The sequence below is a fragment of the Kitasatospora sp. NPDC042419 genome (assembly GCF_056437345.1).
The window spans coordinates 68208-94350 of the sequence record NZ_JBWKAW010000007.1; the positions used below are offsets into that span (position 1 = coordinate 68208).

The window sequence follows — 26143 nt, forward strand, 5'->3', positions numbered from 1 at the left end:
ATCGCACCGGGGATTGCATCCTCCGCATCGAAGGGTCGAAGCGGAGTTCAACCTTTTGATTGATGCCGTTCGGGGCCGGGGACCCTACGCTGGACGGATGGCGACCGAACGACCACGAACCACCCCCGTCGCCCGCGTACTCCAGGTCTGCCTGCACCTGCTGGTGGCGGGCCTGCTCGCGCTCGCCGTGGCGCGGACCGCCGTCGGCCGGGGCGGCGACGTCGCGGCCGTGACCGCGGCGGCCACCGCGATGGCCGCCGTCTACGCGGCCGGACCGCTGATCGGCGCCGTCCGCCGCTCCCGGCGGGCCGCCGCGCTCTGGCTCGCGCTGCTCGGCGTCACCTGGGCGGGCGTGCTCGTCGCCACCCCGGACGGGGTCTGGCTGGCCTTCCCGCTGTACTTCCTCGAACTCCACCTGCTCGGCCGCCGGGCCGGGCCGGCCGCCGTGCTGCTCACCGCCGTCGCCGCCATCACCGCGTACTCGGCGCACCAGCACGCCGCCAGCGTCGCCGCCGCCATCGGCCCGCTGCTGGGGGCCGCCGTCGCCACCGCGACCGTCCTCGGCTACCAGGCGCTCTACCGGGAGAGCGAGGAACGGCGCCGGCTCATCGACGAACTCACCGCCGCCCGCGCGGACCTCGCCGCCGCCCACCACGCGGCCGGCGTCCTCGCCGAACGCGAACGGCTCGCCCGGGAGATCCACGACACCCTCGCGCAGAGCCTCTCCAGCATCCAGCTGCTGCTCAGGGCCGCGCAGCGGGCCCTGCCCGCGGGGAGCGGGCCGGCCGCCGAGTACGTCGAACAGGCCCGGCAGGCCGCCCAGGACAACCTCGCCGAGGCGCGCCGCTTCGTCCGCGCGCTCACCCCGCCGGACCTGGAGAGCGGTTCGCTGCCCGACGCCCTGGAGCGGCTCTGCGCCACGACGACGGCGCGCAGCGGGCTGCCGGTGCGGCTGCACGTCTCCGGGGAACGGGTCCGGCTGCCGGTGCCGCACGAGGTGGCGCTGCTGCGGATCGCGCAGTCGGCGCTCGGCAACACCGTGCGGCACGCCGGGGCCGGCCACGCGGAGATGACGCTCAGCTTCACGGCCGGGGAGGTCGCGCTGGACGTGGTGGACGACGGGGCGGGCTTCGACCCGGAGGCCGTGGCCAACGGCGGGTCCGGGGCCGGGTCCTCCGGGGCCGGGGACGGGTCCGGGGACGGCGGCGGGTTCGGGCTGCCGTCGATGCGGGCCCGCGCCCGGGCACTCGGCGGCACCTTCGCGGTGGAGTCCGCGCCCGGGGAGGGCACGGCACTGGCCGTACTGTTGCCGGTGCCCACCGCCACCACGGAGGAACCCGCATGACCGACGGCGCGATCCGCCTGCTGCTCGCCGACGACCACCCGGTGGTCCGGGCCGGGCTGCGGGCCGTCCTGGAGACCGAACCGGACTTCGTCATCGTGGCGGAGGCGGCCACCGCCGAGCGGGCCGTCGAACTGGCGGCGGAACCCGGCGTCGACGTGGTGCTGATGGACCTCCAGTTCGGGCCCGGCTCGGCGATGAACGGCGCCCAGGCCACCGCCGCGATCACCGCCCGGGGCGAGGGGGCGCCGCGGGTCCTGGTCGTCACCACGTACGACACCGACGCGGACACCCTGCCGGCGCTGGAGGCCGGGGCCACCGGGTACCTGCTGAAGGACGCGCCGCCGGAGGAACTGGCCCGGGCGGTCCGCGCCGCGGCGGCCGGGCGGACGGCGCTGGCGGCCACCGTGGCGGACCGGCTGCTGGAGCGGATGCGGACGCCCGCGGCGGCGCTGAGCGCGCGCGAGACGGAGGTCCTGGGGCTGGTCGCGGACGGGCTCACCAACCAGCAGATCAGCCGGCAGCTGCACCTGAGCCAGGCCACGGTGAAGTCGCACCTGGTGCACGTCTACACCAAGCTGGGGGTCGAGTCGCGCACGGCGGCGGTGCGGGAGGCGCGGGCCAGGGGGCTGATCCGGCGGGGGGCGTAGACCGGCCGGGGCGTAGGGTGGTGGCCGTTCGAACCGCTCTGTGACACGTGGGTGGAGGATCCCCGGATGGCCGTCCGACCCGACGAACTCGACCGACTCGCCGTGCCCGTGATCGCCGCACCGATGGCGGGCGGGGCGTCCACGCCGGAGCTGGTCGCCGCGGTGAACGGCGCCGGCGGGCTCGGCTTCCTGGCCGCCGGCTACAAGAGCGCCGCCGCGATGATCGAACAGGTCCGCGGCGTCCGGGAGACGACGGACCGCCCCTTCGGCGTCAACCTCTTCGTGCCCGCCGGGCCGGGCGACCCCGTCGGACCGGGGGGCCCGGCGGCCGTCGCCGCCTACCGCGACCGGCTCCGGCCGGAGGCCGAACGGCACGGCGTCACGCTGCCGGAGGAGATCGCGCCCGACCGGGACGACTGGGACGCCAAGATCGCCGCACTGCTCGCCGAACCCGTCCCGGTACCGGTGGTGTCCTACACCTTCGGGCTGCCCTCCGCCGAGGAGGCACGGGCGCTGCGGTCGGCGGGAACGTTCCAGGTCGGCACCGTGACCACCCCCGAGGAGGCGCGGCGGGCCGAGGCGGCCGGGATGGACGCGCTCTGCGTGCAGGGGCCGGAGGCCGGCGGTCACCGGGCCACCCACCGGACGGCGGACCGGCCGGGGGACCTGCCGCTGCTCGAACTGCTCGCCGCCGTACGGGCGGTGACCGGGCTGCCGCTGATCGCCGCCGGCGGGCTGGCGGACGGTCCGGCGGTCGCGGGCGCGCTGCGGGCCGGGGCGGTGGCCGTCCAGCTCGGGACGGCGCTGCTGCGCGCGGACGAGTCCGGGGCGTCGGCGGCGCACCGGGCGGCACTGACGGAGTTCGAGGAGACGGCGGTGACCAGGGCGTTCACCGGACGCCCGGCGCGCGGCCTGCGCAACGCGTTCATCGACCGGTACGAGCCGTACGCCCCGGCCGCCTACCCGGAGGTGCACCACCTCACCTCGCCGCTGCGCGCGGCGGCGACCCGCCGGGGGGACACCGGGGCGATGCACCTGTGGGCCGGGACGGGCCACCGGGCGGCACGCGGCGGGCCGGCGGCGGAACTCGTCGAGGAGCTGTGGCAGCAGGCTCGCGCGGCCGGTCGGTGAGCACCGAGCGGTAGTGGCCGATCTCGGCGCGGATGTGGCCCTGCTGCTGCCGCAGGTGGGCGATCCGCGCCTCGACCCGGGCGTCGTGCTCCTCCAGCACGGCGAGCCGCTCGGTGACCGTGGTGTCCCCGCCGCGCGCGAGTTCGGTGAACCGCAGCATGCCCGCGATCGGCATGCCGGTGTCCCGCAGGCACCGCAGCATGCCGAGCCAGGCGAGGTCGTGCGCGCTGAACCGCCGGCGTCCGGTGCGGTCCCGCTGCACGGCGTCCAGCAGGCCGATCCGCTCGTAGTACCGCAGCGTGTCGAGGCTGAACCCCGACCGCTCCACCGCCTCCGCGGGCGTCGGCATCTCCGTACCGGCTCCAGTGATGCAGTCGATCATCCCATCGCGCCGGGGCGCACCACCGGGGCGTGCAGCAGCGGTCACATCATCCCCCGCAGGGGTGGTTCAGGATGAAAGCGGCGCGGTAACGTATAAGGCAAAACTTAACGTGCGCACGTGTGGGGGATCACACTCGTAGGTCCGGTGAATGACTGGTTCCTGGACATCTGCGTCAACGACCCTGACACCGCCAACCAGATCGCGGACGCCATCGACATCCTCGCGCGGAGGGGGCCGTTGCTCGGTAGACCACTGGTGGACCGGATCCAGGGGAGCAGGCTTCACAACCTCAAGGAGTTGCGGCCGGGATCGGCTGGGAGGTCGGAAGTTCGCATGCTCTTCGTGTTCGACGCGGAGCGTGAGGCGATCTTTCTCGTTGCCGGTGACAAGAACGGGCAGTGGTCGCAGTGGTACGGCACCGGCATCCCGTTGGCGGAGGCCCGGTACGAGCAGTACGTGAGCGAGCTGGACAAGGGAGAGCGGGCATGAAGGGCCGGAGCTGGACCGAGGTGTGGGCGGAGGCGCAGCGGATCAACCCCGCGCTGGCTTCGCCGGAGGCGGTGGTGGACCGGGCGCGGATCCGGCGGGAGACGCTGGCGCGGATCCGCGGGTACGAGCTGGCCGAGCTGCGACGGAAGGCGGGGCTGACGCAGAAGGAGGTGGCCGGGGTGCTGGGGGTGAGCCAGGCGCGGGTGTCGCAGATCGAGCACGGGCAGGTGGACAGCCTGGACAACCTCCGGGCGTACGCCGCCGCGATCGGGGGCGAGGTGGAGGTCACCGTGCGGCAGGGGGACCGGACGATCAAGGTCGCCTGATCCCCCTGCCGCGAGCCGGGTCGGGTGCCGGTCAGGCGAGCAGGCCGGCCATCCAGGACTCGATGCCGTCGACCGTGCGCGGCAGGGCGCCGGACATCAGGCGGGCCCCGTCGGCGGTGATGACGAGGTCGTCCTCGACCCGGATGCCGATGCCGCGCAGCTCCGCCGGGAGGGTCTCGTCGTCGGGCTGCAGGTAGAGGCCGGGCTCGACGGTGAGGACGTGGCCCTCCTCCAGGACGCCGTCGAGGTAGGTCTCGGCGCGGGCCTTGGCGCAGTCGTGGACGTCGAGGCCGAGCATGTGGCCGGTGCCGCAGAGGGTGTAGCGGCGGTAGAGGCCGCTGTCGTCGGCCAGGGCCTCCTCGGCGGAGACCGGGAGGATGCCCCAGTCGGCGAGGCCCTCGGCGATGACGCGCGCGGCGGCGGTGTGGAAGTCGCGGAAGCGGGCGCCCGGGCGCAGGGTGTCGATGCCGGCCTGCTGGGCGGCCAGGACCAGCTCGTAGGCCTGGCGCTGGACCGAGGTGAAGGTGCCGTTCAGCGGGAGGGTGCGGGTGATGTCGGCGGTGTAGAGGGTGTCGGTCTCCACGCCGGCGTCCAGCAGCAGCAGCGAGTTCGGGTCGAGGGCGCCGTCGTTGCGGATCCAGTGCAGCACGCAGGCGTGCGCGCCGGAGGCGGCGATGGTCTCGTAGCCGGTGCCGTTGCCCTCGGCGCGGGCGCGCAGGTTGAAGACGCCCTCGATCCAGCGCTCGCCGCGGTGGTGGCGGAACGCGGCGGGCAGCGCGCGGACGACGTCCTCGAAGCCGAGCACGGTGTGGTCGACGGAGAGCTGGAGCTGCTCCACCTCCCAGGCGTCCTTGACCAGGCGCAGTTCGGAGAGGACGGCGGCCAGGGTGGCGTCGGAGTCGATCCGGGCGATGGCGCCGGGGCGGCCGGTGGCGGTGTCGAGCTCGGCGTCGACGCCGGCGAGGACGCGGGTGGCGGGCTGGGGGCCGGCGAGCAGCTTGTCGAGGTCGTCGAGGTGCTCGGCGCGCACGCCGGTGAGCCGGGCGGCCTCGTCGAGGTCGGGGCGCCGGCCGACCCAGAACTCGCCGTAGCGGCGGTCCCGGAAGAACTCGGCGCCGCGGACCGGGTCGCCGCCGCGGACGGAGCGGGGGCGCAGGTAGAGGACGGGCTCGTGGCCCTCGGGGCCGGTGGGCTCCAGGACGAGGACGTGGCCGACCTGGTCCTCGCCGGTGAGGCCGGTGAGCCAGGCGTAGGCGCTGTGCGGGCGGAAGCGGTAGTCGCAGTCGTTGCTGCGGATCTTGAGCCGGCCGGCCGGGACGATCAGGCGCTCGCCGGGGAAGGCGGCGGAGAGCCGGGCGTGGCGGCCGGGCAGCGCGGCGTGGGCGGGGACCCGGTTCTCGGCGGGGAGCGGGGTCGGGGCCCAGGAGGTGCCCATGAAGGCGTTGAGGGCGGGGGACACGGGGAGGTCGTGGCTGCCGGTGTTGAGGCTGGTCTGACGGAGGGTCACCGGGGGTACTCCTAAGCGGGGCTTCCTGGAACGGGGTTTCCCTGATCGGGGCCTTGCGGGTCGGGCGTCGGCCGATCGGGGCGCGGGGGCGGCACGGACACAGCTCGGTAACGGGTCGCGCCACCTCTTGTGCAGTGCAATTTCACATTACTATGTTACGGGTCACACCACGGAGCGGCTAGACCCCTTGAGGTCGCCCTCCCGGCAGGGCCCCGGATCACCCCGGGGCGGACGACGGGCCGTCACGGCTGGCCCCCCCACAGCGGAGTTGCACATGACCAGGCGTACCCAGGCGGCCCTCGCGGCGGCCATTGCGGCGACACTGACCCTCGGCCTCGGGGCCTGCGGCAGCAAGGACAAGAGCGACACCGGCGGGGAGGCCGCACAGGGCTCCACGAAGGGCCCGGGGGCCGAGGCCGGGACGATCGTCGGCGGTTCGCCGGTCAAGGGCGGCACCCTCACGGTGCTGACCAACCAGGACTTCGCCCACCTCGACCCGGCCCGCAACTGGACGCTGCCGCAGATGGACTTCGGCACCCGCCTGATCTACCGCACCCTGGTCACCTTCAAGGCCGAGCCGGGCGCCGCCGGCAGCGAGATCGTGCCGGACCTGGCCACCGACGTCGGCCGCCCGTCCGACGGCGGCAAGACCTGGACCTTCACCCTGAAGGACGGCCTCAAGTACGAGGACGGCACCCCGATCAAGTCCTCCGACATCAAGTACAACGTCGAGCGCTCGTTCTCCCCGGACCTCACCGGCGGCCCCGACTACGCCGTCCAGTACCTGGCCGGCGGCGAGAACTACAAGGGCCCGCTGTCCGGCGAGCACCTGCCGAGCATCGAGACGCCGGACGACAAGACGATCGTCTTCCACCTCAAGCGCCCGGTCGCCGAGTTCTCCTACACCGCCACCCTGCCGACCTTCGCACCGGTGCCGCCGGCCCAGGAGAAGGGCACCCAGTACGACACCCGGCCGTTCTCCTCCGGCCCGTACAAGATCGAGAGCTACGACCGCGGCAAGCAGCTGGTGCTGGTCCGCAACAGCAACTGGGACGCGGCCTCCGACACGGTCCGCAAGGCCTACCCGGACAAGATCGTGGTGACCCAGGGCCTCAAGGGCGGCCAGGTCGACGACCGGATCATCGCGAGCGAGGGCCCCGACGCCTCCTCGATCGAGATGCCGTGGATGCGCCCGGAGTCGGTGCCGAAGGTGCTGCCCAAGCCGGACGTCAAGGCCCGCATGGTGGCCGAGCGCACCGGCTGTACCGACAACCTGTACATGAACACCGCCAAGGCGCCCTTCGACGACCCGAAGGTCCGCGAGGCGATCATGTGGGCCGTCGACCGCGAGGCCCAGGTCACCGCGTGGGGCGGTCCGGCGCTCGCGGAGGTCGCCACCTCCTACCTGCCGCCCTCGCTGACCGGCGGCGAGAAGGCCGACCCGCTGAAGATCCCGGCCGCCGGCGACCCGGCGAAGGCCAAGGAGCTGCTGAAGGCGGCCGGCAAGACGGACCTCAAGGTCTCGCTCACCGTCTCGCTCGGTGACAAGACCCGCGGTGAGGCCATCCAGCAGTCGCTGGGCAAGGCGGGCGTCCAGGTCACCGTCAACACCGTCGACCCGTCGGCCTTCACCGACACCCTCGGCGACACCAAGAACGCGCCCGAGCTGACCATCAACGGCTGGTGCCCGGACTACCCGTCCGGCGCGACCTTCCTGCCCTTCATCTTCGACGGCCGCACCATCAAGGAGAAGGGCAACCAGGGCAACTACAGCCAGTTCCGCGACCAGGCCACGATGGACCGGATGGACCAGATCGCGGCCATGACGGACGTCAACGAGGCCAACAAGGCCTGGAAGCAGCTGGACGAGGACCTCATGAAGAAGGCCCCGGCCGTCCCGCTGATGTGGCAGCGCCGCGCACTGCTGGTCGGCACCAACGTGGCCGGCGCGTTCGGCAACGCCGGTTACGCCGGCATGCTCGACATGGCCTCGATCGGTCTCAAGGACCCCTCGAAGAGCCAGGGCTGAGGGATCGTCCGGAATGAGTAGTACTACCACTGAGCCCGCCGCCGCGCCCGTCGCGGCGGCGGGCCCCGCGAAGACCGCGGGCCGCGGGCCCTGGCGGCTGGTCTGGGACCAGCTCTGGGCCAAGGGGTCGGCGCGGTTCGGCCTGATCACGGTCGGCCTCCTGGTGCTGCTGGCAGCCCTGGCCGGCCCGTTGAGCGCCCTCGGCGGCTGGACCCCCGAGGAGTTCGACAAGCGAGCCATCGACCCGTACCTCGGCGGCGTGCCGATCGGCGACTTCGGCGGCATCGGCGCCCGGCACTGGCTCGGCGTCGAGCCGGTCACCGGCCGAGACCTGTTCGCCCGGGTCCTGCACGGCGGCCAGGTGTCGCTGATGATCGCCTTCATCGCCACCGCCCTGGTCGTGGTCTCCGGCACCCTGGCCGGCATCGCCGCCGGCTACTTCGGCGGCCGGGTCGACGGCGTCCTGTCCCGACTGATGGACCTCACCATGTCCTTCCCGTCGCTGATCTTCATGATCGCGATGATGTCGGTGGCCAAGGACGTCAACCGGATCCTGCTGATGACCACGGTGATCGGCCTGTTCGGCTGGCCCGGCATCGCCCGCGTGGTCCGCGGCCAGACCCTGTCGCTCAAGCACCGCGAGTACGTCGAGGCCGCCAAGGTCGGCGGCGCGCGCTCCTGGCGCATCCTCACCCGGGAGATCCTGCCGAACGTCTCCGGCCCGATCATCGCGTACACCACGCTGCTGATCCCCGGGATGATCGCCACCGAGGCGGCGCTCTCCTACCTCGGCGTCGGCGTCCGCCCGCCCACGGCCTCCTGGGGCCAGATGATCGCCGAGTCGATCGTCCACTACGAGACCGACCCGACGTACTTCCTGATCCCGACGACCTTCCTGTTCGTCGCCGTGCTCGCCTTCACCCTGCTCGGCGACGCGCTGCGGGACATCCTCGACCCCCGGGGAGGCCGGTCGTGATCCTCTACCTCGGCCGCCGGCTGATCGGCATGGCCGGCATCCTGCTGGCCATCTGCGCCATCACCTTCACCATCTTCTACCTGCTGCCCAACGACCCGGCCTCGGCCGCGTGCGGCAAGACCTGCAGCCCCGAGCGGCTCGCCGAGGTCAAGATCGCGATGGGCCTGGACGCGCCGGTCTGGGAACAGTTCGGCACGTACCTCACCGGCATCGTGGCAGGCCGCGACTACGGCAGCGGCCCCAGCGCCGTGCACTGCGGCTTCCCCTGCCTCGGCTACTCCTACGAGTACTCGCTGCCGGTCTGGGACCTGCTCGTCGACCGCCTGCCGGTCTCCGTCTCGCTCGCCCTCGGCGCGGCCGTGCTCTGGCTGCTCCTCGGCCTCGGCGCCGGCGTCACCTCGGCGCTGCGCAAGGGCCGGCCGGCCGACAAGATCCTGATGGTGCTCTCCGTCGGCACCGCCTCGCTGCCGGTCTACTTCACCTCGATCATGCTGATCTGGGGCATCGTCCGCACCGGCGGACTGCTGCCCTACCCCTCGTACCACAACTTCACCGACAACCCGATCGAGTGGGGCTCCAACCTGCTGCTGCCCTGGATCGCGCTGGCCCTGCTGTACGCGGCCCAGTACGCGCGGCAGAGCCGCAACTCGATGATCGAGGCGATGGCCGAGCCGTACATCCGCACGGCCCGCGCCAAGGGCATGCCGGCTCGGACCGTCACCGTCAAGCACGGGCTGCGCTCGGGCATGACGCCGATCCTCACCATCTTCGGCATGGACCTCGGCGGCCTGCTCGCCGGCGCCGTCATCACCGAGTCGATCTTCGGTCTGCCCGGCATCGGACGGCTCTTCTACGACGGGCTGCTCCGCTCCGACCAGCCCGTCATCCTCGGCGTCACCCTGCTCGCGGCCTTCTTCATCGTCGTCGCGAACCTGCTGGTCGACGTGCTCTACGCGTACGTCGACCCGAGAGTGAGGTACTGATGACCGTCCTTCTGGAGGTCGACGACCTCAGGGTCTCCTTCAACACCCCGCGCGGCACCGTCCGGGCCGTCGACGGCATCTCCTTCGCCGTCGAGGCCGGGCAGACCCTCGGCCTGGTCGGCGAGTCCGGCAGCGGCAAGTCCGTCACCTCGCTGGCCGTCATGGGCCTGCACCGCGGCGCCGCCGTCACCGGCTCGATCCGGCTGCACGGGCAGGAGCTCAACGGCCTGGGCGAGAAGGAGCTCGGCACCGTCCGGGGCCGGCGGATCGCCATGATCTTCCAGGACCCGCTGTCCAGCCTGCACCCCTTCTACACCGTCGGGGAGCAGATCGCCGAGCACTACCGGGTGCACTTCAAGGCCTCCCGCAAGGCCGGCCGGCAACGGGCGATCGAGATGCTGGCCGAGGTCGGCATCCCCGAGCCGGCCCGCCGGGTCGACGAGTACCCGCACCAGTTCTCCGGCGGCATGCGCCAGCGCGTGATGATCGCCATGGCGCTCGCCTGCGAACCGGAACTCCTGATCGCCGACGAGCCCACCACGGCGCTCGACGTCACCGTCCAGGCCCAGATCCTCGACCTGATCGCCCGGATCCAGCAGGAGCGCGGCCTCGGCGTCGTGATGATCACCCACGACCTCGGCGTCGTCGCCCGGGTCGCCCACGAGGTCATGGTCATGTACGGCGGCCGGGCCGCCGAACAGGCCACCGTGGACCGGCTGTTCGGAGCTCCCGCGCACCCGTACACCCGGGGGCTGCTCGACTCGCTGCCCCGCCTCGACGACACCGACGACGCACCGCTGCGGGCGATCCCCGGCAGCCCGCCGTCGCTGATCGCCCCCGCCCCCGGCTGCTCCTTCGCCCCGCGCTGCGTCCGCACCACCGCCGCCACCGCCGAGGAACACGCCCGCTGCCTGGCCGAGCGCCCGGAGTTCGGGCCGCTCGTCCCCGGCCACCAGGCCGCCTGCCATCTGCCGCTGGTGCCGGAAGGAGCCCTCGGATGACCGAGCCCCTGCTGTCCGTCCGGGACCTGGTCAAGACCTTCCCCGGGCGGCGGTCCCGCACCGGCCGGCCCGGTGCGCCGGTCCGCGCCGTGGACGGCGTCAGCTTCGACGTCGGCGCCGGCGAGACCCTCGGCCTGGTCGGCGAGTCCGGCTGCGGCAAGTCCACCACCGGGCGCATGATCGTCCGGCTGATCGACCCGACCTCCGGCACCGTCAACTTCGACGGCACCGAGATCGGCGGCATGAGCCAGGCCCAGCTGCGCCCGCACCGGCGGGACCTGCAGATGGTGTTCCAGGACCCGTACTCCTCGCTCAACCCCCGGCAGACGGTGGCCCGGATCATCTCCGAGCCGCTGCTGGTCCAGGGCTCCGGCGCGGCCGACGCACGCAAGCGCGCCGGCGAGCTGATGGAGCTGGTCGGGCTGATCCCCGAGCACCTGGACCGCTACCCGCACGAGTTCTCCGGCGGCCAGGCCCAGCGGATCGGCATCGCCCGCTCGCTGGCCACCTCGCCCCGGCTGGTCGTCGCCGACGAGCCGGTCTCCGCCCTGGACGTCTCCATCCAGGCACAGGTCGTCAACCTGATGGAGCAGCTCCAGAAGGAGCTGGGGCTGGCGTACATCTTCATCGCGCACGACCTCTCGGTGGTCAAGCGGGTCTGCGACCGGGTCGCGGTGATGTACCTCGGCCGGATCGTCGAGATCGGCGACAAGCAGCAGGTCTACGGCAACCCGGCGCACCCGTACACGAAGGCGCTGCTCTCCGCCGTCCCGCTGCCGGACCCGGCGGCGGAGCGGGCGCGCGAGCGGATCGTGCTGCTCGGCGACCCGCCGAGCCCGGCCGCCCCGCCGCCCGGGTGCACCTTCCACCCGCGCTGCCCGAAGGCCCAGGAGATCTGCCGGACCGAGCGTCCGCTGCTGCAGATCGCCGGGACCGGCGGGCGCGAGGCGGCCTGCCACTTCCCGGAGAACTGAGAGAGCCTCCGGGACCGGACCGGGGCGCCGACGTGCGCCCCGGTCCTCCGAAAGCCGCCGTACCGTCCGGCCACCCCCACGGAGGACGGTACGGCACCACCCGCGCGAGGCCCGGTCCTCGCGCGTCCAAGCCCCCGGTCGGGCGCGGCGGGGAACCTCACGAGGGCCGCGCCCGGCCGGGTCCACGCCGGTCACCGCTCGTCGGGACCGGTGCCGGCGCCCTCGGGCCCGACGGGATCGGCGGATCCGTCGGGCCCGTCGGCGTTGCGCCGGTCGGTGCCGCCGTTCGGCGCTGCCGCTCGGCGTTGCCCGGCGGGTCCTGCTCGGCGGGTTCTGCGCGTCGGGGGCTACGCCTCCGGCTCGGCCGGCTCGTCGGGGTCATCGGGCTCGTCGGGGTCGAACTCGTCGTCCAGCAGACGGCGCGGGCCGGGACCGTCGGTGCCGAGCGAATCCTGCGGGTTGAGCACCCGGCAGCGGCGCAGCGAGAGGCAGCCGCAGCCGATGCAGCCGGTCAGTTCCTGCTCCAGCCGCTCGATCTCCCGCCGCCGGGCCGCGAGCAGGGCCGCCCAGCGGCGGGAGATCCGCTCCCAGTCGCGTTTGTCCGGCATCCGGTCGGCGGGCAGGCCCTCGAACACCTCGGCGACCTCGGCCAGCGGGATGCCGAGCCGCTTGGCGACCAGGACCAGCGAGAGCCGGCGCAGGACGTGCCGGTGGTAGCGCCGCTGGTTGCCGGCGGACCGCTCGGAGACGATCAGCCCCTGTTCCTCGTAGAACCGCACGGCCGAGGGCGCCACGCCGCTCCGGCGGGCCACCTCGCCCACGCTCAGCAGGTCGCCGGGCCGCCGGGTCGGGCCGGCCGCGGGCGCGGTCCCCGTCGCGGGGGGCGTGCCGGTCGTGGGGGACGCGGGGGGCGTGGCGGGTGTGGGGGTCACGGCGACCTCTCGGTGCTGCTGCGCGTGTCGAACCCTTGACTTCAAGTTCTCTTGAACTACTAGCGTACCGAAGCGTGACCGAATCCCCGCAAGCGCAGACCGCCTCCGCCCCCTCCGAGCAGGGAAGTTACTCTCCGGAGGCGGGACCGCCGGAGTCCTCCGGCGGCTGGGGCGAACTGTTCTCGCGTCGGTTCGCCTCCTCGGCGTCGATCCTCGCCGGCGGCGTCGCCCTGTACGCGATGAACCTCTACTTCACCGCCGCCCTGCTGCCCTCGATCGTCGAGGACATCGGCGGCGCCAAGTACTACGCCTGGGTCGCCACCGGCTTCCTGATGGCCGCCGTGATCGCCGCGATGCTGGTCAGCCGGCTGCTGGCGCGGCTGGGCGCCTCCCGCGCCTACCTGACCGGGTTCCTGGTCTTCGGTGCCGGTGCGGCGCTGACCGCGGCCAGCCCCTCGATGGAGACGCTGATCATCGGGCGGGTGGTCCAGGGGTTCGGCGGCGGGCTGGTGGCCGGTCTGGGCTACGCGGTGATCCGCACCGCGCTGCCCGAGCGGCTCTGGACCCGCGCGGCCGGGCTGGTCTCGGCGATGTGGGGGGTCGGCACGCTGGTCGGCCCGTCGCTCGGGGGGCTCTTCGCCGAGCTGGGGGCCTGGCGCGGGGCGTACCTGCTGCTGCTGGTCGCCGCGCTGGTCCTGGCGGTGCTGGCCCGCCGCTCGCTGCCGGGGCCGACCGGCACGGGGCAGCACACCGAGCCGCTGCCGCTGCCCTCGCTGGTGCTGCTGACCCTCTCGGCGGCCGCGTTCAGCATCAGTTCGACCGTGCCGCGCGGCTGGGCGACGGCCCTCTGCATCGGCGCGGGCCTGGTGCTGCTCGCCGCCTTCGTGCTGGTCGAGCGCGGCGGTTCGGCGACCGTCCTGCCGAAGCTCACCTACCGGCGCGGCAACCACCTGAAGTGGATCTACCTGACCGTCGCGGTGTACTGCGCGGGCGTGATGACCGAGACCTTCATCCCGCTGTTCGGCCAGGAGCTGGGCGGGCTGAGCCCGCTGGCGGCCGGGTTCCTCGGGGCGACCGTGTCGGCCGGCTGGACGTCCGCCCAGCTGTTCAGCGTGAACATGGACTCGACCCGGGCCCGTGAGCTGGCGATCCGGATCGGTCCCGCGGTGCTCACCGCCGGGCTGCTGGCCTACGGGCTGCTCCAGACGGGCTCGGCGTCGACCGGCCGGATCCTGCTCTGGGCCGCGGTGCTGATCGTCGGCGGCACGGGCATCGGCATCGCCTTCCCGCACCTGAGCGTCTCGGCGATGCGCAGCACCGACGACGAGGTGGAGGGCTCCAAGGCCGCCGCGGGCCTCAACACCACCCAGCTGATCGCCTACTCGGTGAGTTCGGCGCTGGCCGGCACCCTGGTGAGCATCGGCGGCGACTCGCGGCTGGACGCGGCCCGGTACATGGTCTTCGGTCTCGGCGGGCTCACCGTGTTCGGTGTGGTCACCGCCGCACTCAGCCTCCGGAAGGCGCGGTAGTACACGCGCGGAGCCGCCCCGGTTCTCCGTGTGGGGGAGAGCCGGGGCGGCCTACCTGTCTTTCGCGGGAGCCGGCGTCAGAGCGCCGGGGTCAGGACGCCGGGCCCACCCGGACGGTGGTGATCTTTCCGCCCTGGGACTCGCGGACCACCTCGATCTTGGTGTTGGTGTCCGGGACCTTCACCCCGAGCTGCGGGGTGGCCGGGTCGCTGTAGACGCCGGTCCGGTCGTTGAAGGCCGGGACGGCCGGCTTGGAGCCGATCCGGACCTGGACACCGGCCTTGTGCAGGGTGAACGCGCTGGTCGGCTGGAGCGAGAAGGTCGCGTCGTAGGTCTGCGCGCGGCCGTTGACCAGCGTGCCGTCGGCGAAGCGGATCGGCGCCGGGTGGGCGTCGATCGGCAGGATCAGGCCGCCGCCCAGGTGGTCCTTGGTGTTGTTGTCGCCGTACCCGGTGTCCCAGAGCCAGATGAGCACGCCCTCCTGGTACGGGTAGTTGTCGACGATGTCCTTCTTGCCCTCGACGCCGGTGTAGCCGAAGTTGTACGGGCCGGTCTTGAGGAAGGCGCCGTAGCCGGTGTACCGGCGGTTCTCGACGAGGTAGGCACGCGGGTGCTGCTTGACCGCGGTGCGGCCGGTGACGACGTTGAAGCCGGTGGCGGTCCAGCCGTTGAGGCCGTTCTCGGCGCCGTCGGCGAACAGCTCGGTGCCGCCGGCGGTGATCTTCACCGCGTCGACCAGCACGCCCTTGCCGTGCGTGTTGCCGTCCGAGGTGACGTGGAAGCGCAGGCGGACGTTCTGCCCGGCGTAGCCGTCGAGCGGGATGTGCAGCTGCCGGAACGCGCCCGAAGTGCCGCTCAGCCCGGGGGTGTTGGCGGTGGTGTTGCCGATCGGGGCGCCGTCCACGGTGCCGCCGAGCGACTTCCAGGTCTTGCCGCCGTCGGTGGAGGCCTCGACCGAGAGGAAGTCGTAGTCCTGCTCGATGTCGTACCAGACCGCCGCGTCGAGGGCGGCCGGGCCGCTCACCGAACGCAGGTCGACCTCGCGGGCCAGCGCGTTGTCCAGGTTGTCGCCGGTGTCGCTCCACCACTGCTTGGCGCCCTCGCGCGGGTCGGCGAGGTCGGTGCTGGTGGTGCCGTCCGGCAGGTGGACCAGGACGGCCTGGGCCTGGTCGGTGTTGTAGCCGCTGACGCCGAGCGCGTGGCTGGAGCGGGTGGCGGCCTGCGCCTCGTCGTAGTTGAGCCAGCCGAACTGCAGCTTGCTCCAGGCGTCGAGGTCACCGGGGTAGCCGCCGGTGGTGTTCCTGCCCTTGCCCAGGTACGAGCCGGAGGACATCAGCGACCAGAAGTTGACGCTGTTGTCGCCGCCGTTCGTGCTGTACAGGTCGGGCAGGCCGAGGTTGTGGCCGAACTCGTGGGCGAAGAGGCCGACGCCGCTGTTCTCGCCGGCCTGGACGTAGTCGTAGACGAACAGGCCGCTGTCGCCGACCGGGGCGCCGCCGATCTTGTTGCCCGCCGGGCCGACCTGGCCGGTCGGGTCCGGGAAGGTCCAGCTGCGGTGCGCCCACAGCGCGTCGGCGCCCTGGGCGCCGCCGCCCCAGGTCTCGTCGACGCCGGCGTGCACGACGATCACGTTGTCGAGGTAGCCGTCGGGCTGGCTGAACTCGCCGTTCTTGTCGTGGTCGTAGCGGTCGTAGACGTCGTACTGGGCCAGCTCGGCCTTGACGTCGGCGGCCGACCGGCCCGTGGCGATCTGGCTGTCGTACCAGGCCTTGACCGCGTCCCGGATGAACTCCTGGCCCTGGGTCCAGGCGCCGGAGCCCTGCGGGCCCTTGTTGCTGCCGTACCGGGCCTCGTTGTACGGGAGGGTGACCCAGTTGCTGACGGTGCCCTCGATGTCGTACCGGCCGGACGACTGGGTGCGGTAGTAGTTGCGCATCGAGACCGCGCCGGGCGAGTCGTCGAAGAACATCTTCTGGTAGTAGTTGCGGCTGAAGTCCTCGGTCCAGAGCGTGTGGTTGTCGCTCTTGCCGGGCTTCGGGATGGTGTTGTGCTTCGGGCCGGGGGTGCCGCCGTAGCGCGGCTGGCCGTTGTGCTGGGTGGTGTTGTCGACCTCGTCGCCGAACTGGGCGAGGATGACGAAGACCTTGTCCTTGCGCTGCTGCGCGAGCTGGACGTAGTCGTTGCCGATCCGGACCTTGGCGGGTGCCCGCCGGTCCGAGGTCTTCGCCACGACGCCCTTGTTGACCTGCTCCAGGGCCTTGGTGCGGAGCGACTGGCGCTCGCGCTCCTGCGGTGCGAGCGGGCCGGACGGGGCCTCGGCGCCGCCGGCCTCGGCGCTGTCGCCGTTCTCGGCGGAGATGGTGAAGGAGGGGGTGGGGGGAGCGGCCTGGGCTGGGGAGCCGAGGAGCGTGGCCGCTATCGCGCTCGTGGTGAGCGCGGCCGCGAGTACCGCGGACAGTCTGCGCAACTGACCGGTCCTTTCCGGACGGTGGGTGGTCTGGTGAGCGCAGGTAATATTTCACATGTCATGGGTCACACGGAAGATGTCGGAGGGTGACGCCGGCCGATCGGTAGCATCGGCCGCATGAGTGAGCGGGCGGGGTGGCTGGACGAGCGCGAGGACGAGGTCTGGAGCGGGTTCTTCGAGACCCAGATGCTGTTCTGGCGCCGCCTCGCCCAGCAGTTGCAGCAGGAGACCGGCCTCTCCGAGCCCGACCTCGCGATCCTCCAGGCCTTGCTGGCCGCCCCCGGGGGCCGGTTGCGGCCCTACCGGCTGAGCGGGGTCACCCAGTTCGAGAAGAGCCGGCTGCACCATCACCTCGGGAGGATGGCCGGGCGCGGGCTGGTCTCCCGCGAGCCCTGTCCGGGAGGGGGCCGCGGCGCCGTTATCGTGCTCACCGAGCAGGGCAGGGCCGCCGTCACCGCCGCCCTGCCGCGCCGTGCGGCGCACATCCGGCGCTGGCTCACCGATCCGCTGACCGGTCGTCAGCAGACGGAACTGGTCGGGATATCGGCCGCACTGCTGGCCGGCCTGAAGGGTGATGGCCCGGTCGGGTCGGAGGGTGAGGAGTCGGTCGGGCCGGAGGGCGATGACCCGGTCGGGTCGGAGGGTGAGGAGTCGGTCGGGTCGGAGGGTGGCGCGTCGGCCGGGCCGACGGGCGAGGGGCCGGCCTGCTGAGACCCCCGAGCGGGTTGACGCGTCAACTCCGCGCGCCCATGCTGGGGTTGACACATCAACCCGATGGCACCCCGGGGGGACCGCCATGCGCTTCCTGCTCCTGCCCCACCTCCCCGACCAGTCCAAGCCGGACCGTGAACAGCTCCGCGAGCTCGTCGACTACGCCGTGTTCGCCGAGGAGCTGGGGTTCGACGCCTACGGCATCGGCGAGCGCCACGACCGCCCCGCCGTCTCCAGCGCACCGCCCGTCCTGCTCTCCCACATCGCCGCCGTCACCAAGCGGATCCGGCTCTTCACCGCCGTCACCACGCTCGGCATGCTCGACCCGCTGCGCGCCTACGAGGACTACGCCACGCTGGACAACCTCGCCGAGGGGCGGCTCGACCTGATCGTCGCCAAGGGTGCCTACCCGCGCTCCTCGCAGCTGTTCGGGGTGACCAAGGAGAACCAGTGGGAGCTGCTCCAGGAGAACTACCGGCTGTTCCGCGCCCTCTGGCGCGAGGAGAAGGTCAGCTGGGAGGGCCGGCTCGGCCGCTCGCTGACCGACGCCGAACCGCTGCCCCGCCCGTACCAGCCGGAGATCCGGATCTGGCACGGGGCCGGGCACAACCCGGACTCCGCCGACTTCGCCGCCCGCCACGGCGACCCGGTCTTCACGCCCAACGGCGCCGGCCCGATCGACCCGTACGCGGCGATCGTGCGGCACTACCGGGAGCGCTGGGCGGCGTACGGGCACGACCCGGCCCGCGCCCTGGTCGGTGCGGGGACGGCCGGCTACTTCGGTGCCCGGACCTCGCAGGAGGCCGTCGAGCGCTACCGCCCGGTCTTCGAGGCCCGGTTGAAGGTCAACCGGGCCTTCGACGGCGGCTCGCTCCGGTTCGACGAGGTCGAGGACTTCGTCGAGCGCGGCTCGGTGCTGGTCGGCAGCCCGCAGCAGATCATCGAGAAGGTGCTCGGCCAGCATGCGCGGTTCGGCCACGAGCTGCTGCACCTGCACGTGGACGGCGAGGTGCTGGACCACGCCGACTACCTCGGCACCCTGGAGCTGTTCTTCGCCGAGATCGCCCCGGTGCTCCGCCGCGAGCTGCCGAGCCGCCCGCTGGACACCGCACCGGGCGGTGGTCCGGCGGGCGGCGGTCCGGCGGATGGTGCTTCGCCGGGCGGCGGTCCGGCCGTCCGACCGGACGGGGTCGGGGCGGACCGGGCTGCGGAGGACCGGGCTGCGGCGGGGCCGGCGCGAAGCTGAGCCCCGGCCGCAGCGGCGTCGGCGTCAGAGCCCCAGCGAACCCCGCAGGAAGGCGAGTTCGGCCTGCGAGAGCTGCTCGTTGACGCCACCCGGCGTCATGTGGGTGATGCCCGGGAGGGCGAGCAGGTTGTGCGACCGGCCCGCCCGGGTGAGCGCCTGGGAGAGCAGCAGGGTGTGCGAGGGGTGCACGTTGTCGTCCGCCAGACCGTGGATCAGCAGCAGGGGGCGGCTGAGCGCGGGGGCGTCGTCCACCAGGGCGTCCGCCGCGTAGCCGTCCGGGTTCTCCTGGGGCAGGCCGAGGTAGCGCTCGGTGTACGCGGTGTCGTAGTGGCGGAAGTCGGTGGGCGGCGCTCCCGCGCAGGCGGCGTGGAAGACGTCCGGGCGGCGCAGCACGGCCAGTGCCGCGAAGTAGCCGCCGTACGACCAGCCGCGCACGCCGACCCGGTCGAGGTCGAGGTCGGGGTGGTGCTCGGCGAGCGCGTGCAGCGCGTCCACCTGGTCGTCCAGGGCCACCTGGGAGAACCGGCGGAAGATCGTCCGGGAGAAGGCGGGGGAGACGAACGGGGTGCCGCCGTTGTCGGTGGTGACCACGGCGAAGCCCTGGTCGGCCCACCACTGCTTGAGCTGCCAGCGGCGCGGCTCGTTGGCCACCGCCTGGTAGCCGGGCCCGCCGTAGACGTCCAGCAGCACCGGGAGCCGGCGGCCGGGGACGTGGTCGCGCGGGTACACCACGGCGGTGGGCAGGCGGCGCTCGGTGACGCGGGCGAGCTGCGGCTCGACCCGGAACGGCAGTGCGGCGGAGCGGTCGTCCAGGGTGAGCCCGCCGCCGGGGCCGAGCGTCCGGCGACGGACGCCGTCCGGTCCGGCCGAGGTGAGCAGCACGGTCTCGCCGGCGGCCACCGCGGAGTGCAGGCCCGGGCCGTCGGAGAGCCGCTCGGGTGCCCCGCCGTCCGGGTCGACCAGGTGGACGTGCTGGTCGAACGGGTCGCCCTCGCCGGTCTCGCAGAGCAGTCGGCCGCGCAGCCGGCCGACCACCCGGCGGATCTGCAGGCCGGTGGTGTCCAGCGGCTTGCCGTCGAGGGCCAGGCCCCGGGCCTCGGGGGTGTCGTGCACGGTGAGCAGCCGGCCGTCGGCCAGCCGGGCGGGAGTGCCGGGCAGGTCGTCGACCCAGAACTCGTCCGTGGTGCGGGAGAGTTCGCGGGTGGTGCCGGTGGCCGGGTCGGCGCTCAGCAGCAGGACGTGCTGCTGGAGCCGGTCGGCGACGGTGAGCAGCAGCTCGTCCTCGCCGTCCCACTCGGCGTCGCAGACGTAGGGGAAGGCCTCGGTGTCCCACTCCAGGCGGGTGCGGGAGCCGTCCAGGCCGAGCACCCAGAGCCGGACGTCGGCGTTGGGGCCGCCGGCCTGCGGGTAGGCGAAGTGCTCGGGCTCGTGCGTCGGGCGGGCCGGGTCGGCGAAGTGCAGCACCGGCAGGGCGGACTCGTCCACCCGGGCGGCGAGCAGCGCGCCGCCGTCCGGGCGCCACCAGTGGCCGCGGGCGCGACCCAGCTCCTCGGCGGCGGCGAACTCGGCGACGCCCCAGCGGGCGCCGTCGGCCGGGCTGAGCCGCAGCGGCTCGGCCGGCTGCCCGGGCGCGGCGGTGACGTAGAGGGCGTCGTCGGCGACGTACGCGACGCGCTCGCCGGCCGGCGCGGGGCGGGGGTCGAAGGCGGGACCGGCGGTGGGGAGCTCGTCGGTCCGGCCGGTGGCGGTGTCGGTGCGGAAGAGCCGGCCGTCCAGGGCGAAGACGGCGACGGCCAGGTCGGCGGTGGCCGCGTAGGTGCCGATGCCGGCGGCGGTGAGCCTGGTCCGCTCGCGCAGCCGGCGCTCGACGGCCGGCAGGTCGTCCCGGTCCCCGGTCCGGCCGGGGGCGAGCGCGGCCGGGTCGGCGACCTCGCGCTCCTCACCGGTGGTCAGGTCGAGGAGGTGGAGCCGGTCGACCGGGTCCTCGGGACCGGTGGAGCGGAGCAGCAGGAGCCGGGTACCGTCCTGGTTGAGCGAGATCGCTCGCGGGGCACCGAAGCCGAAGCGGCCGGTCCGGGCGCTGAGGGAAAGGTAGGGGTCGGTGATGGTCACCGCCCGATGGTCGCCGTGCGGAGGCTCGCGGACCAGTAGGGCGACATGTGAAATGTCACACACCACATCGATGCGTAAGCAAGAGGAGACGCAGTGACCGAGCACCCGAGGACCGTCCTACCCCCCGAACCGCTGCCCGGAACCGACGAGTTGTTCTCACTGGACCGGGCGGTGGCCCACCTCAACCACGGCTCCTTCGGCTCCGTGCCCGTCCCGGTCCAGCAGCTCCAGCGGCGGCTTCACGAGGAGCAGGAGGCCGACCCCGACGGCTTCTTCGCCGACCTGCCCGAGCGCGTCGCCGACGCCCGCGCCAGGATCGCCGCCACCCTGGGCACCGAGCCCGACCGGCTCGCCCTCGTCCCCAACGTGACCGACGCGATCGCCGTCACCCTGGCCAACGTCCCGCTCGCCCCCGGCGACCGGGTCCTGGTCACCGACCACGGCTACGGCACCGTCACCGAGGCCGTCCGGCGGCGCGCCGAGGAGGCCGGCGCCGAGCTGCGCACCGTCGCCCTGCCGCTGGAGACCCCGGACGGGGAGGCCGTCCGGGAGGCCGTCCTGGCCGAGGTCACCGACCGCACGGTGCTCGCCGTGCTCGACGGCATCACCTCGCCCACCGCCCGCCGGATCGCCACCCCGGAGCTGCTCGCGGAGCTGCGCGGGCGCGGCGTGACCACCGTGGTGGACGCCGCGCACGAGCCCGGCATGCTGGCCGGCCCGGTCCCCGCGGAGGCCGACTTCTGGTTCGGCAACCTGCACAAGTGGGCCTTCGCCCCGCGCGCCACCGGCGCCCTGGTGGTCGGCCCGGAGTGGGCCGGCAAGATCCGCCCGCTGATCCTCTCCTGGGAGGACCACCGGGGCTTCCCGTACAACGTCGAGTGGCGCGGCACCTGCGACTACACGCCCTACCTGGCCGCCCCGGCCGGCCTCGACCTGCTGCACGGGCTCGGCGCCGACCGGGTCCGCCGGCACAACGAGCAGCTCGCCGCGTACGGCGGCGCGCTGCTCGCCGAGCGGGCCGGACTGACCCCGCTGCCGGTCTCGGCCGGCCTGTCGATGCGTGCGCTGCGGCTGCCGCCGGGCGTGGCCGAGACGCTCCCGGCGGCGCAGGAGCTGATGGCCGAGCTGTGGCGGCGGCACGCCGTCCGTACGGTGGCGCGCCCCTGGCCCGGCGGCGGGGTGATGCGGGTGAGCGCGCAGGTGTACAACCGGGCGCACGAGTACGAGCTCCTGGCGTCGGCGGTGGCGGGGCTGCTGGGCTGAGCGGGGCCGCCCGGTGGCGCTGGCGGGCGGGGCGGTCGGGCTAGTCGGGCCGGCCGGCTGCCTGGCCGACGGGCAGGCCCTGCCGGTCGCCTCGGTCGGCCGGGCCGTCCCGGTCGCCCTGGTCGTCCCGGTCGTGCTCGGTGGGCCGGCCGCTCTCGTCGGCCGTCCCGGTCGGGCCGGTCGGGGCGGTCCCGTCGGCCCCGTCGGCCCGGTCGGGCGGGTCGGCGGCGGCGCGGAGCTCGGCGAGCAGCACGCTCTGGTCCGAGATCAGGCCGGTGAGGATCCGCCGGGCCGTCCGGAGCAGGTCGGCGACCTCGCCGCCGGCCAGCGCGTACACCACCGTGCTGCCCTCGCGGGTGGCGGTGACGATGCCGGACCGGCGCAGTACCGCGAGCTGCTGGGAGAGGCTGGACGGTTCGACCGCCAGCTCGGCGAGCAGGTCGCGGACGGGCGTCGGTCCGGCCTGCAACAGCTCCAGCACCCGGATCCGGACGGGATGGCCGAGCATCCGGAAGAACTCGGCCTTGGCCTGGTACAGCGCGACCGCCACAGCGCTCCCTCCCTGGTGTGCCGTCCGTCCCGGTCCCTCAGATCTCCAGCGTGACCTCGATCCGCTTCAGCTGGTGGCGGGCCATGGCCAGGTTGGCGCGGTTGCGGTTGAGCGCGAGGAAGAGGAATAGCCCCCGGCCGCTCTGCGTGGTGAGCGGGCGGACCAGGTGGTACTGGCTGGTGAGGCTGACCAGGATGTCCTCGATCTCGTTGTCGTGCAGGTTGAGCAGCTCCATCGCCCGCATCTTGGCCCGCACCACGTCGGTGTTGCCGGCGGCGGCGACGTTGAGGTCGAGCTCACCGCCGTCGCCGAGGGTGCCGAGCGCCATGCCGCTGCCGTAGTCGACCAGGGCGACGCCGATCGCGCCGTCGATCGCCATGGCCTCCTTGAGCGACGTCTCCAGGTTCGCCATCGTCTTTCCTCCCGTGGGTCAGGTGGGTGCGGACGGTGGGTGCCGACCGCGACACCGAATGTAGGCAGGTTGGACGGCCTGCCACCGGGGATGACCGGAGGTGACCGAAGCCGGCGACGTTCCGACCACTTGAAGACATTTGCAACTATGGATGTGAGAGAGATCTGATCCGACGGCCGGGAAAAACGGTGCTATCGATGTCAGTCCTGCCGGGTAACCTCTCGCTGAGATGCGAGATCACACCAACGACCCCCGGACGGCGATGAACAACCCTGAGCCCGAGCCCTCCGACGACCGGGAGCTCAATCCTGCCGAGGCGTACGCGGCCTTCCGCGCCCGGACCAAGGAGCAGGCCACCGCCCTGTACGGCTTCCAGCAGCTCTACGACTTCCCGCTGGACGACTTCCAGCTGGAGGCCTGCCGGACCCTGGAGGCGGGCGAGGGCGTCCTGGTCGCCGCGCCCACCGGCTCCGGCAAGACCATCGTCGGCGAGTTCGCCGTCCACCTCGCCCTCCAGGGCGGGCGCAAGTGCTTCTACACCACGCCGATCAAGGCGCTCTCCAACCAGAAGTACGGGGACCTGGTCAAGCGCTACGGCGCGGCCAAGGTCGGCCTGCTCACCGGCGACAACACCGTCAACGGCGACGCCCCGGTCGTGGTGATGACCACCGAGGTGCTCCGCAACATGCTCTACGCGGGCTCCAGCACCCTCGACGGCCTCGGCTACGTGGTCATGGACGAGGTCCACTACCTCGCCGACCGCTTCCGCGGCGCCGTCTGGGAGGAGGTCATCATCCACCTCCCCGAGTCGGTGACCCTGGTCTCCCTCTCCGCCACCGTCTCCAACGCCGAGGAGTTCGGCGACTGGCTGGACACCGTGCGCGGCGGCACCAAGGTCATCGTCTCCGAGACCCGGCCCGTCCCGCTCTGGCAGCACGTGATGGCCGGCAACCGGATGTACGACCTGTTCGCCAACCCGGACCGCGACGGCCGCCCCAAGGACGCCCCGCGCAACCCGGCCAAGGCCGTCAACCCCGAGCTGGTCCGCCTCGCCCGCTCCGAGCTGGACCGCAACCCCCGCGACCGGTTCGGCCGCGGCCGCGGCCGCTCCATGCCCAACGGCCGCCCGGGCAAGGTCTGGACCCCCGGCCGCGTCGACGTCATCGACCGGCTCGACGCCGAGGGCCTGCTGCCCGCCATCACCTTCATCTTCAGCCGGGCCGGCTGCGAGGCCGCCGTCCAGCAGTGCCTCTCCTCCGGCCTGCGGCTCAACAAGGACGGCGACCGCGCCCGGGTCCGCGCCATCGTCGAGGAGCGCTGCGCCGACATCCCGGACGAGGACCTGCACGTCCTCGGCTACTTCGAGTGGCTGGACGGGCTGGAGCGCGGCATCGCCGCCCACCACGCCGGCATGCTGCCCCGGTTCAAGGAGGTCGTCGAGGAGCTCTTCGTGAAGGGCCTCGTCAAGGCCGTCTTCGCGACCGAGACCCTGGCGCTCGGCATCAACATGCCCGCCCGCTCGGTGGTCATGGAGAAGCTGGTCAAGTGGAACGGCGAGACCCACGCCGACATCACCCCCGGCGAGTACACCCAGCTCACCGGCCGCGCGGGCCGCCGCGGCATCGACATCGAGGGCCACGCCGTCGTGCTCTGGCAGCGCGGCCTCGACCCGGAGGCGCTCGCCGGCCTGGCCGGCACCCGCACCTACCCGCTGAAGTCCTCGTTCCGGCCGTCCTACAACATGGCCGTCAACCTGGTCTCCCAGTTCGGCCGGCACCGCTCCCGCGAACTGCTGGAGACGTCCTTCGCGCAGTTCCAGGCCGACCGCTCGGTGGTCGGCATCGCCCGCCAGGTCCAGCGCAACGAGGAGGGCCTGGACGGCTACCGCGAGTCCATGACCTGCCACCTCGGCGACTTCGACGAGTACATGGCCCTGCGCCGGCAGCTCAAGGACCGGGAGAACGAGCTGGCCCGCGAGGGCAGCAGCCAGCGCCGCGCGGCCGCCGTCGAGTCGATCGAGCAGCTCAAGCCGGGCGACGTCATCCACGTCCCCACCGGCAAGTTCGCCGGTCTCGCCCTCGTCCTCGACCCGGGCCTGCCGCCGGTCAGCCGCTCGCCCCGGGGCGGCCCCCGCCACCCCGACTACCAGGACGGGCCGCGCCCGGTGGTGCTCACCGCCGAGCGGCAGGTCAAGCGGCTCGCCATGATCGACTTCCCGCACCCGGTCGTCGCCATGGACCGGCTGCGCATCCCCAAGTCCTTCAACCCGCGCAGCCCGCAGTCCCGGCGCGACCTCGCCTCCGCGCTGCGCACCAAGGCCGGACACCTGGAGCCCGAGCGGTTCCGCAAGGGCCGCGCGGCCGCCGCCGACGACCCCGAGATCACCCGGCTCCGCGCCGCCCTGCGCCAGCACCCCTGCCACGGCTGCGACGAGCGCGAGGACCACGCCCGCTGGTCCGAGCGCTACCACCGGCTGCACCGGGACACCGAGCTGCTGGAACGCAAGATGCGCTCCCGCACCCACACCATCGCGCGCACCTTCGACCGCGTCTGCGGGCTGCTCACCGACCTCGGCTACCTCAGCGGCGACACCGTCACCGACGACGGCAAGCGGCTCGGCCGGCTGTACGGCGAGCTCGACCTGCTCGCCTCCGAGTGCATCCGCGAGGGCGTCTGGAGCGGCCTCGCCGCCGCCGAACTCGCCGCCTGCGCCTCGGCGCTGGTCTACGAGTCCCGCCAGTCCGACGACGCCACCGCCCCCCGGGTGCCCGAGGGCGGCGCCAAGGAGGCGCTCGGCCAGATGGTCCGGATCTGGGGCCACCTCGACGCCCTGGAGGAGCAGCACCGGATCAACACCGCGGAGGGCGTCGGCCAGCGCGAGCCGGACCTCGGCTTCGCCTGGGCCGCCTACCGCTGGGCGCTCGGCCACTCGCTGGACCAGGTCCTGCGCGACGCCGACATGCCGGCCGGCGACTTCGTCCGGTGGACCAAGCAGCTGATCGACGTGCTCGGCCAGATCCAGGACGCGGCGGGCGAGGACGCCGAGCTGCGCAAGACCGCCCGCAAGGCGGTCGACGGCCTGCGCCGCGGCATCATCGCCTACTCCTCGGTGAGCTGAGCCCGGCATCTCA

The 26143-nt window shown here is 73.2% G+C and carries 20 protein-coding genes and 2 pseudogenes; 15 read left to right on the top strand and 7 right to left on the bottom strand.

Annotation, left to right across the window (positions count from 1 at the left end):
- Positions 1 to 97: 97 nt before the first annotated feature.
- From AC067J_RS16320 to AC067J_RS16330, 3 genes are all read left to right on the top strand, one after another.
- Positions 98 to 1345, top strand: coding sequence for a sensor histidine kinase (locus tag AC067J_RS16320; RefSeq protein ID WP_478299663.1), 1248 nt, complete (start codon positions 98 to 100; stop codon positions 1343 to 1345).
- Complete coding sequence (locus AC067J_RS16325) at positions 1342 to 1992, top strand: response regulator (protein ID WP_478299665.1); 651 nt, start codon at positions 1342 to 1344, stop codon at positions 1990 to 1992. The genes AC067J_RS16320 and AC067J_RS16325 overlap by 4 nt, the downstream gene beginning before the upstream one ends.
- Positions 1993 to 2058: 66 nt before the next feature.
- Positions 2059 to 3123, top strand: coding sequence for an NAD(P)H-dependent flavin oxidoreductase (locus AC067J_RS16330; protein ID WP_478299666.1), 1065 nt, complete (start codon positions 2059 to 2061; stop codon positions 3121 to 3123).
- A gap of 40 nt (positions 3124 to 3163) precedes the next feature.
- Here the strand turns inward: AC067J_RS16330 and AC067J_RS16335 are convergent.
- Positions 3164 to 3505 (bottom strand): annotated as a pseudogene (locus AC067J_RS16335) (MerR family transcriptional regulator); the annotation flags it as partial.
- 144 nt (positions 3506 to 3649) lie between these two features.
- Between AC067J_RS16335 and AC067J_RS16340 the strand changes: the two are divergent.
- Complete coding sequence (locus tag AC067J_RS16340; protein ID WP_478299668.1) at positions 3650 to 3994, top strand: type II toxin-antitoxin system RelE/ParE family toxin; 345 nt, start codon at positions 3650 to 3652, stop codon at positions 3992 to 3994.
- A complete protein-coding gene (locus tag AC067J_RS16345; RefSeq protein ID WP_478299670.1) occupies positions 3991 to 4320 on the top strand; it encodes a helix-turn-helix domain-containing protein in 330 nt (109 codons plus the stop codon). The genes AC067J_RS16340 and AC067J_RS16345 overlap by 4 nt, the downstream gene beginning before the upstream one ends.
- A gap of 31 nt (positions 4321 to 4351) precedes the next feature.
- Here AC067J_RS16345 and AC067J_RS16350 read toward each other — a convergent pair whose 3' ends face one another.
- Positions 4352 to 5827 carry an aminopeptidase P family protein gene (locus AC067J_RS16350; protein WP_478299672.1) on the bottom strand — a complete coding sequence of 492 codons (1476 nt, stop codon included), beginning with the start codon at positions 5825 to 5827 and terminating at the stop codon, positions 4352 to 4354.
- A gap of 274 nt (positions 5828 to 6101) precedes the next feature.
- Between AC067J_RS16350 and AC067J_RS16355 the strand changes: the two genes are divergently transcribed.
- Genes AC067J_RS16355 through AC067J_RS16375 form a run of 5 tightly spaced genes read left to right on the top strand, consistent with a single transcriptional unit; the run spans position 6102 to position 11790 of the window.
- The gene (locus AC067J_RS16355) at positions 6102 to 7856 is read left to right on the top strand and encodes an ABC transporter substrate-binding protein (RefSeq protein ID WP_478299673.1); all 1755 of its coding nucleotides are present in this window, start codon (positions 6102 to 6104) and stop codon (positions 7854 to 7856) included.
- Positions 7857 to 7869: 13 nt separating this feature from the next.
- A complete protein-coding gene (locus AC067J_RS16360; RefSeq protein WP_478299675.1) occupies positions 7870 to 8832 on the top strand; it encodes an ABC transporter permease in 963 nt (320 codons plus the stop codon).
- The gene (locus AC067J_RS16365) at positions 8829 to 9815 is read left to right on the top strand and encodes an ABC transporter permease (protein WP_478299677.1); all 987 of its coding nucleotides are present in this window, start codon (positions 8829 to 8831) and stop codon (positions 9813 to 9815) included. Before AC067J_RS16360 ends, AC067J_RS16365 begins: the two co-directional genes overlap by 4 nt.
- Positions 9815 to 10816 (top strand): ABC transporter ATP-binding protein, encoded by a 1002-nt coding sequence (locus AC067J_RS16370; protein ID WP_478299679.1) that lies wholly within the window; start codon positions 9815 to 9817, stop codon positions 10814 to 10816. Before AC067J_RS16365 ends, AC067J_RS16370 begins: the two co-directional genes overlap by 1 nt.
- Positions 10813 to 11790 (top strand): ABC transporter ATP-binding protein, encoded by a 978-nt coding sequence (locus AC067J_RS16375; RefSeq protein ID WP_478299681.1) that lies wholly within the window; start codon positions 10813 to 10815, stop codon positions 11788 to 11790. Before AC067J_RS16370 ends, AC067J_RS16375 begins: the two co-directional genes overlap by 4 nt.
- Before the next feature lie 347 nt (positions 11791 to 12137).
- On the opposite strand, the gene soxR is transcribed toward AC067J_RS16375, so the two are convergent.
- Positions 12138 to 12620: a redox-sensitive transcriptional activator SoxR gene (soxR, locus tag AC067J_RS16380; RefSeq protein WP_478300085.1), complete on the bottom strand. Its 483-nt coding sequence runs from the start codon at positions 12618 to 12620 to the stop codon at positions 12138 to 12140.
- Between the two features lie 176 nt (positions 12621 to 12796).
- On the opposite strand from soxR, the gene AC067J_RS16385 reads away from it, so the two are divergent.
- On the top strand, positions 12797 to 14251 hold the full coding sequence (locus tag AC067J_RS16385; RefSeq protein ID WP_478299683.1) for an MFS transporter: 1455 nt from the start codon (positions 12797 to 12799) through the stop codon (positions 14249 to 14251).
- Between the two features lie 91 nt (positions 14252 to 14342).
- Here AC067J_RS16385 and AC067J_RS16390 read toward each other — a convergent pair whose 3' ends face one another.
- Positions 14343 to 16718, bottom strand: a complete 2376-nt coding sequence (locus tag AC067J_RS16390; RefSeq protein WP_478299685.1) for an immune inhibitor A domain-containing protein — start codon at positions 16716 to 16718, stop codon at positions 14343 to 14345.
- A gap of 117 nt (positions 16719 to 16835) precedes the next feature.
- On the opposite strand from AC067J_RS16390, the gene AC067J_RS16395 reads away from it, so the two are divergent.
- Positions 16836 to 17429, top strand: a complete 594-nt coding sequence (locus tag AC067J_RS16395) for a MarR family winged helix-turn-helix transcriptional regulator (protein WP_478299687.1) — start codon at positions 16836 to 16838, stop codon at positions 17427 to 17429.
- Positions 17430 to 17514: 85 nt separating this feature from the next.
- Entirely contained in the window at positions 17515 to 18675 is a 1161-nt protein-coding gene (locus tag AC067J_RS16400) for an LLM class flavin-dependent oxidoreductase (RefSeq protein ID WP_478299689.1), read from the top strand.
- Between the two features lie 24 nt (positions 18676 to 18699).
- Here AC067J_RS16400 and AC067J_RS16405 read toward each other — a convergent pair whose 3' ends face one another.
- Positions 18700 to 20787: a S9 family peptidase gene (locus tag AC067J_RS16405; protein WP_478299691.1), complete on the bottom strand. Its 2088-nt coding sequence runs from the start codon at positions 20785 to 20787 to the stop codon at positions 18700 to 18702.
- A 93-nt stretch (positions 20788 to 20880) separates the two neighbouring features.
- Here AC067J_RS16405 and AC067J_RS16410 point away from each other — a divergent pair, with 93 nt between their 5' ends.
- The gene (locus AC067J_RS16410; RefSeq protein WP_478299693.1) at positions 20881 to 22050 is read left to right on the top strand and encodes an aminotransferase class V-fold PLP-dependent enzyme; all 1170 of its coding nucleotides are present in this window, start codon (positions 20881 to 20883) and stop codon (positions 22048 to 22050) included.
- Between the two features lie 226 nt (positions 22051 to 22276).
- Here the strand turns inward: AC067J_RS16410 and AC067J_RS16415 are convergent.
- Both AC067J_RS16415 and AC067J_RS16420 read right to left on the bottom strand, forming a co-directional pair.
- Positions 22277 to 22600: pseudogene (locus tag AC067J_RS16415) on the bottom strand (ArsR/SmtB family transcription factor); the annotation flags it as partial.
- Between the two features lie 37 nt (positions 22601 to 22637).
- The gene (locus AC067J_RS16420) at positions 22638 to 23012 is read right to left on the bottom strand and encodes a hypothetical protein (RefSeq protein ID WP_327675891.1); all 375 of its coding nucleotides are present in this window, start codon (positions 23010 to 23012) and stop codon (positions 22638 to 22640) included.
- Between the two features lie 262 nt (positions 23013 to 23274).
- On the opposite strand from AC067J_RS16420, the gene AC067J_RS16425 reads away from it, so the two are divergent.
- A complete protein-coding gene (locus AC067J_RS16425; protein ID WP_478300087.1) occupies positions 23275 to 26130 on the top strand; it encodes a DEAD/DEAH box helicase in 2856 nt (951 codons plus the stop codon).
- Positions 26131 to 26143 lie beyond the last annotated feature (13 nt).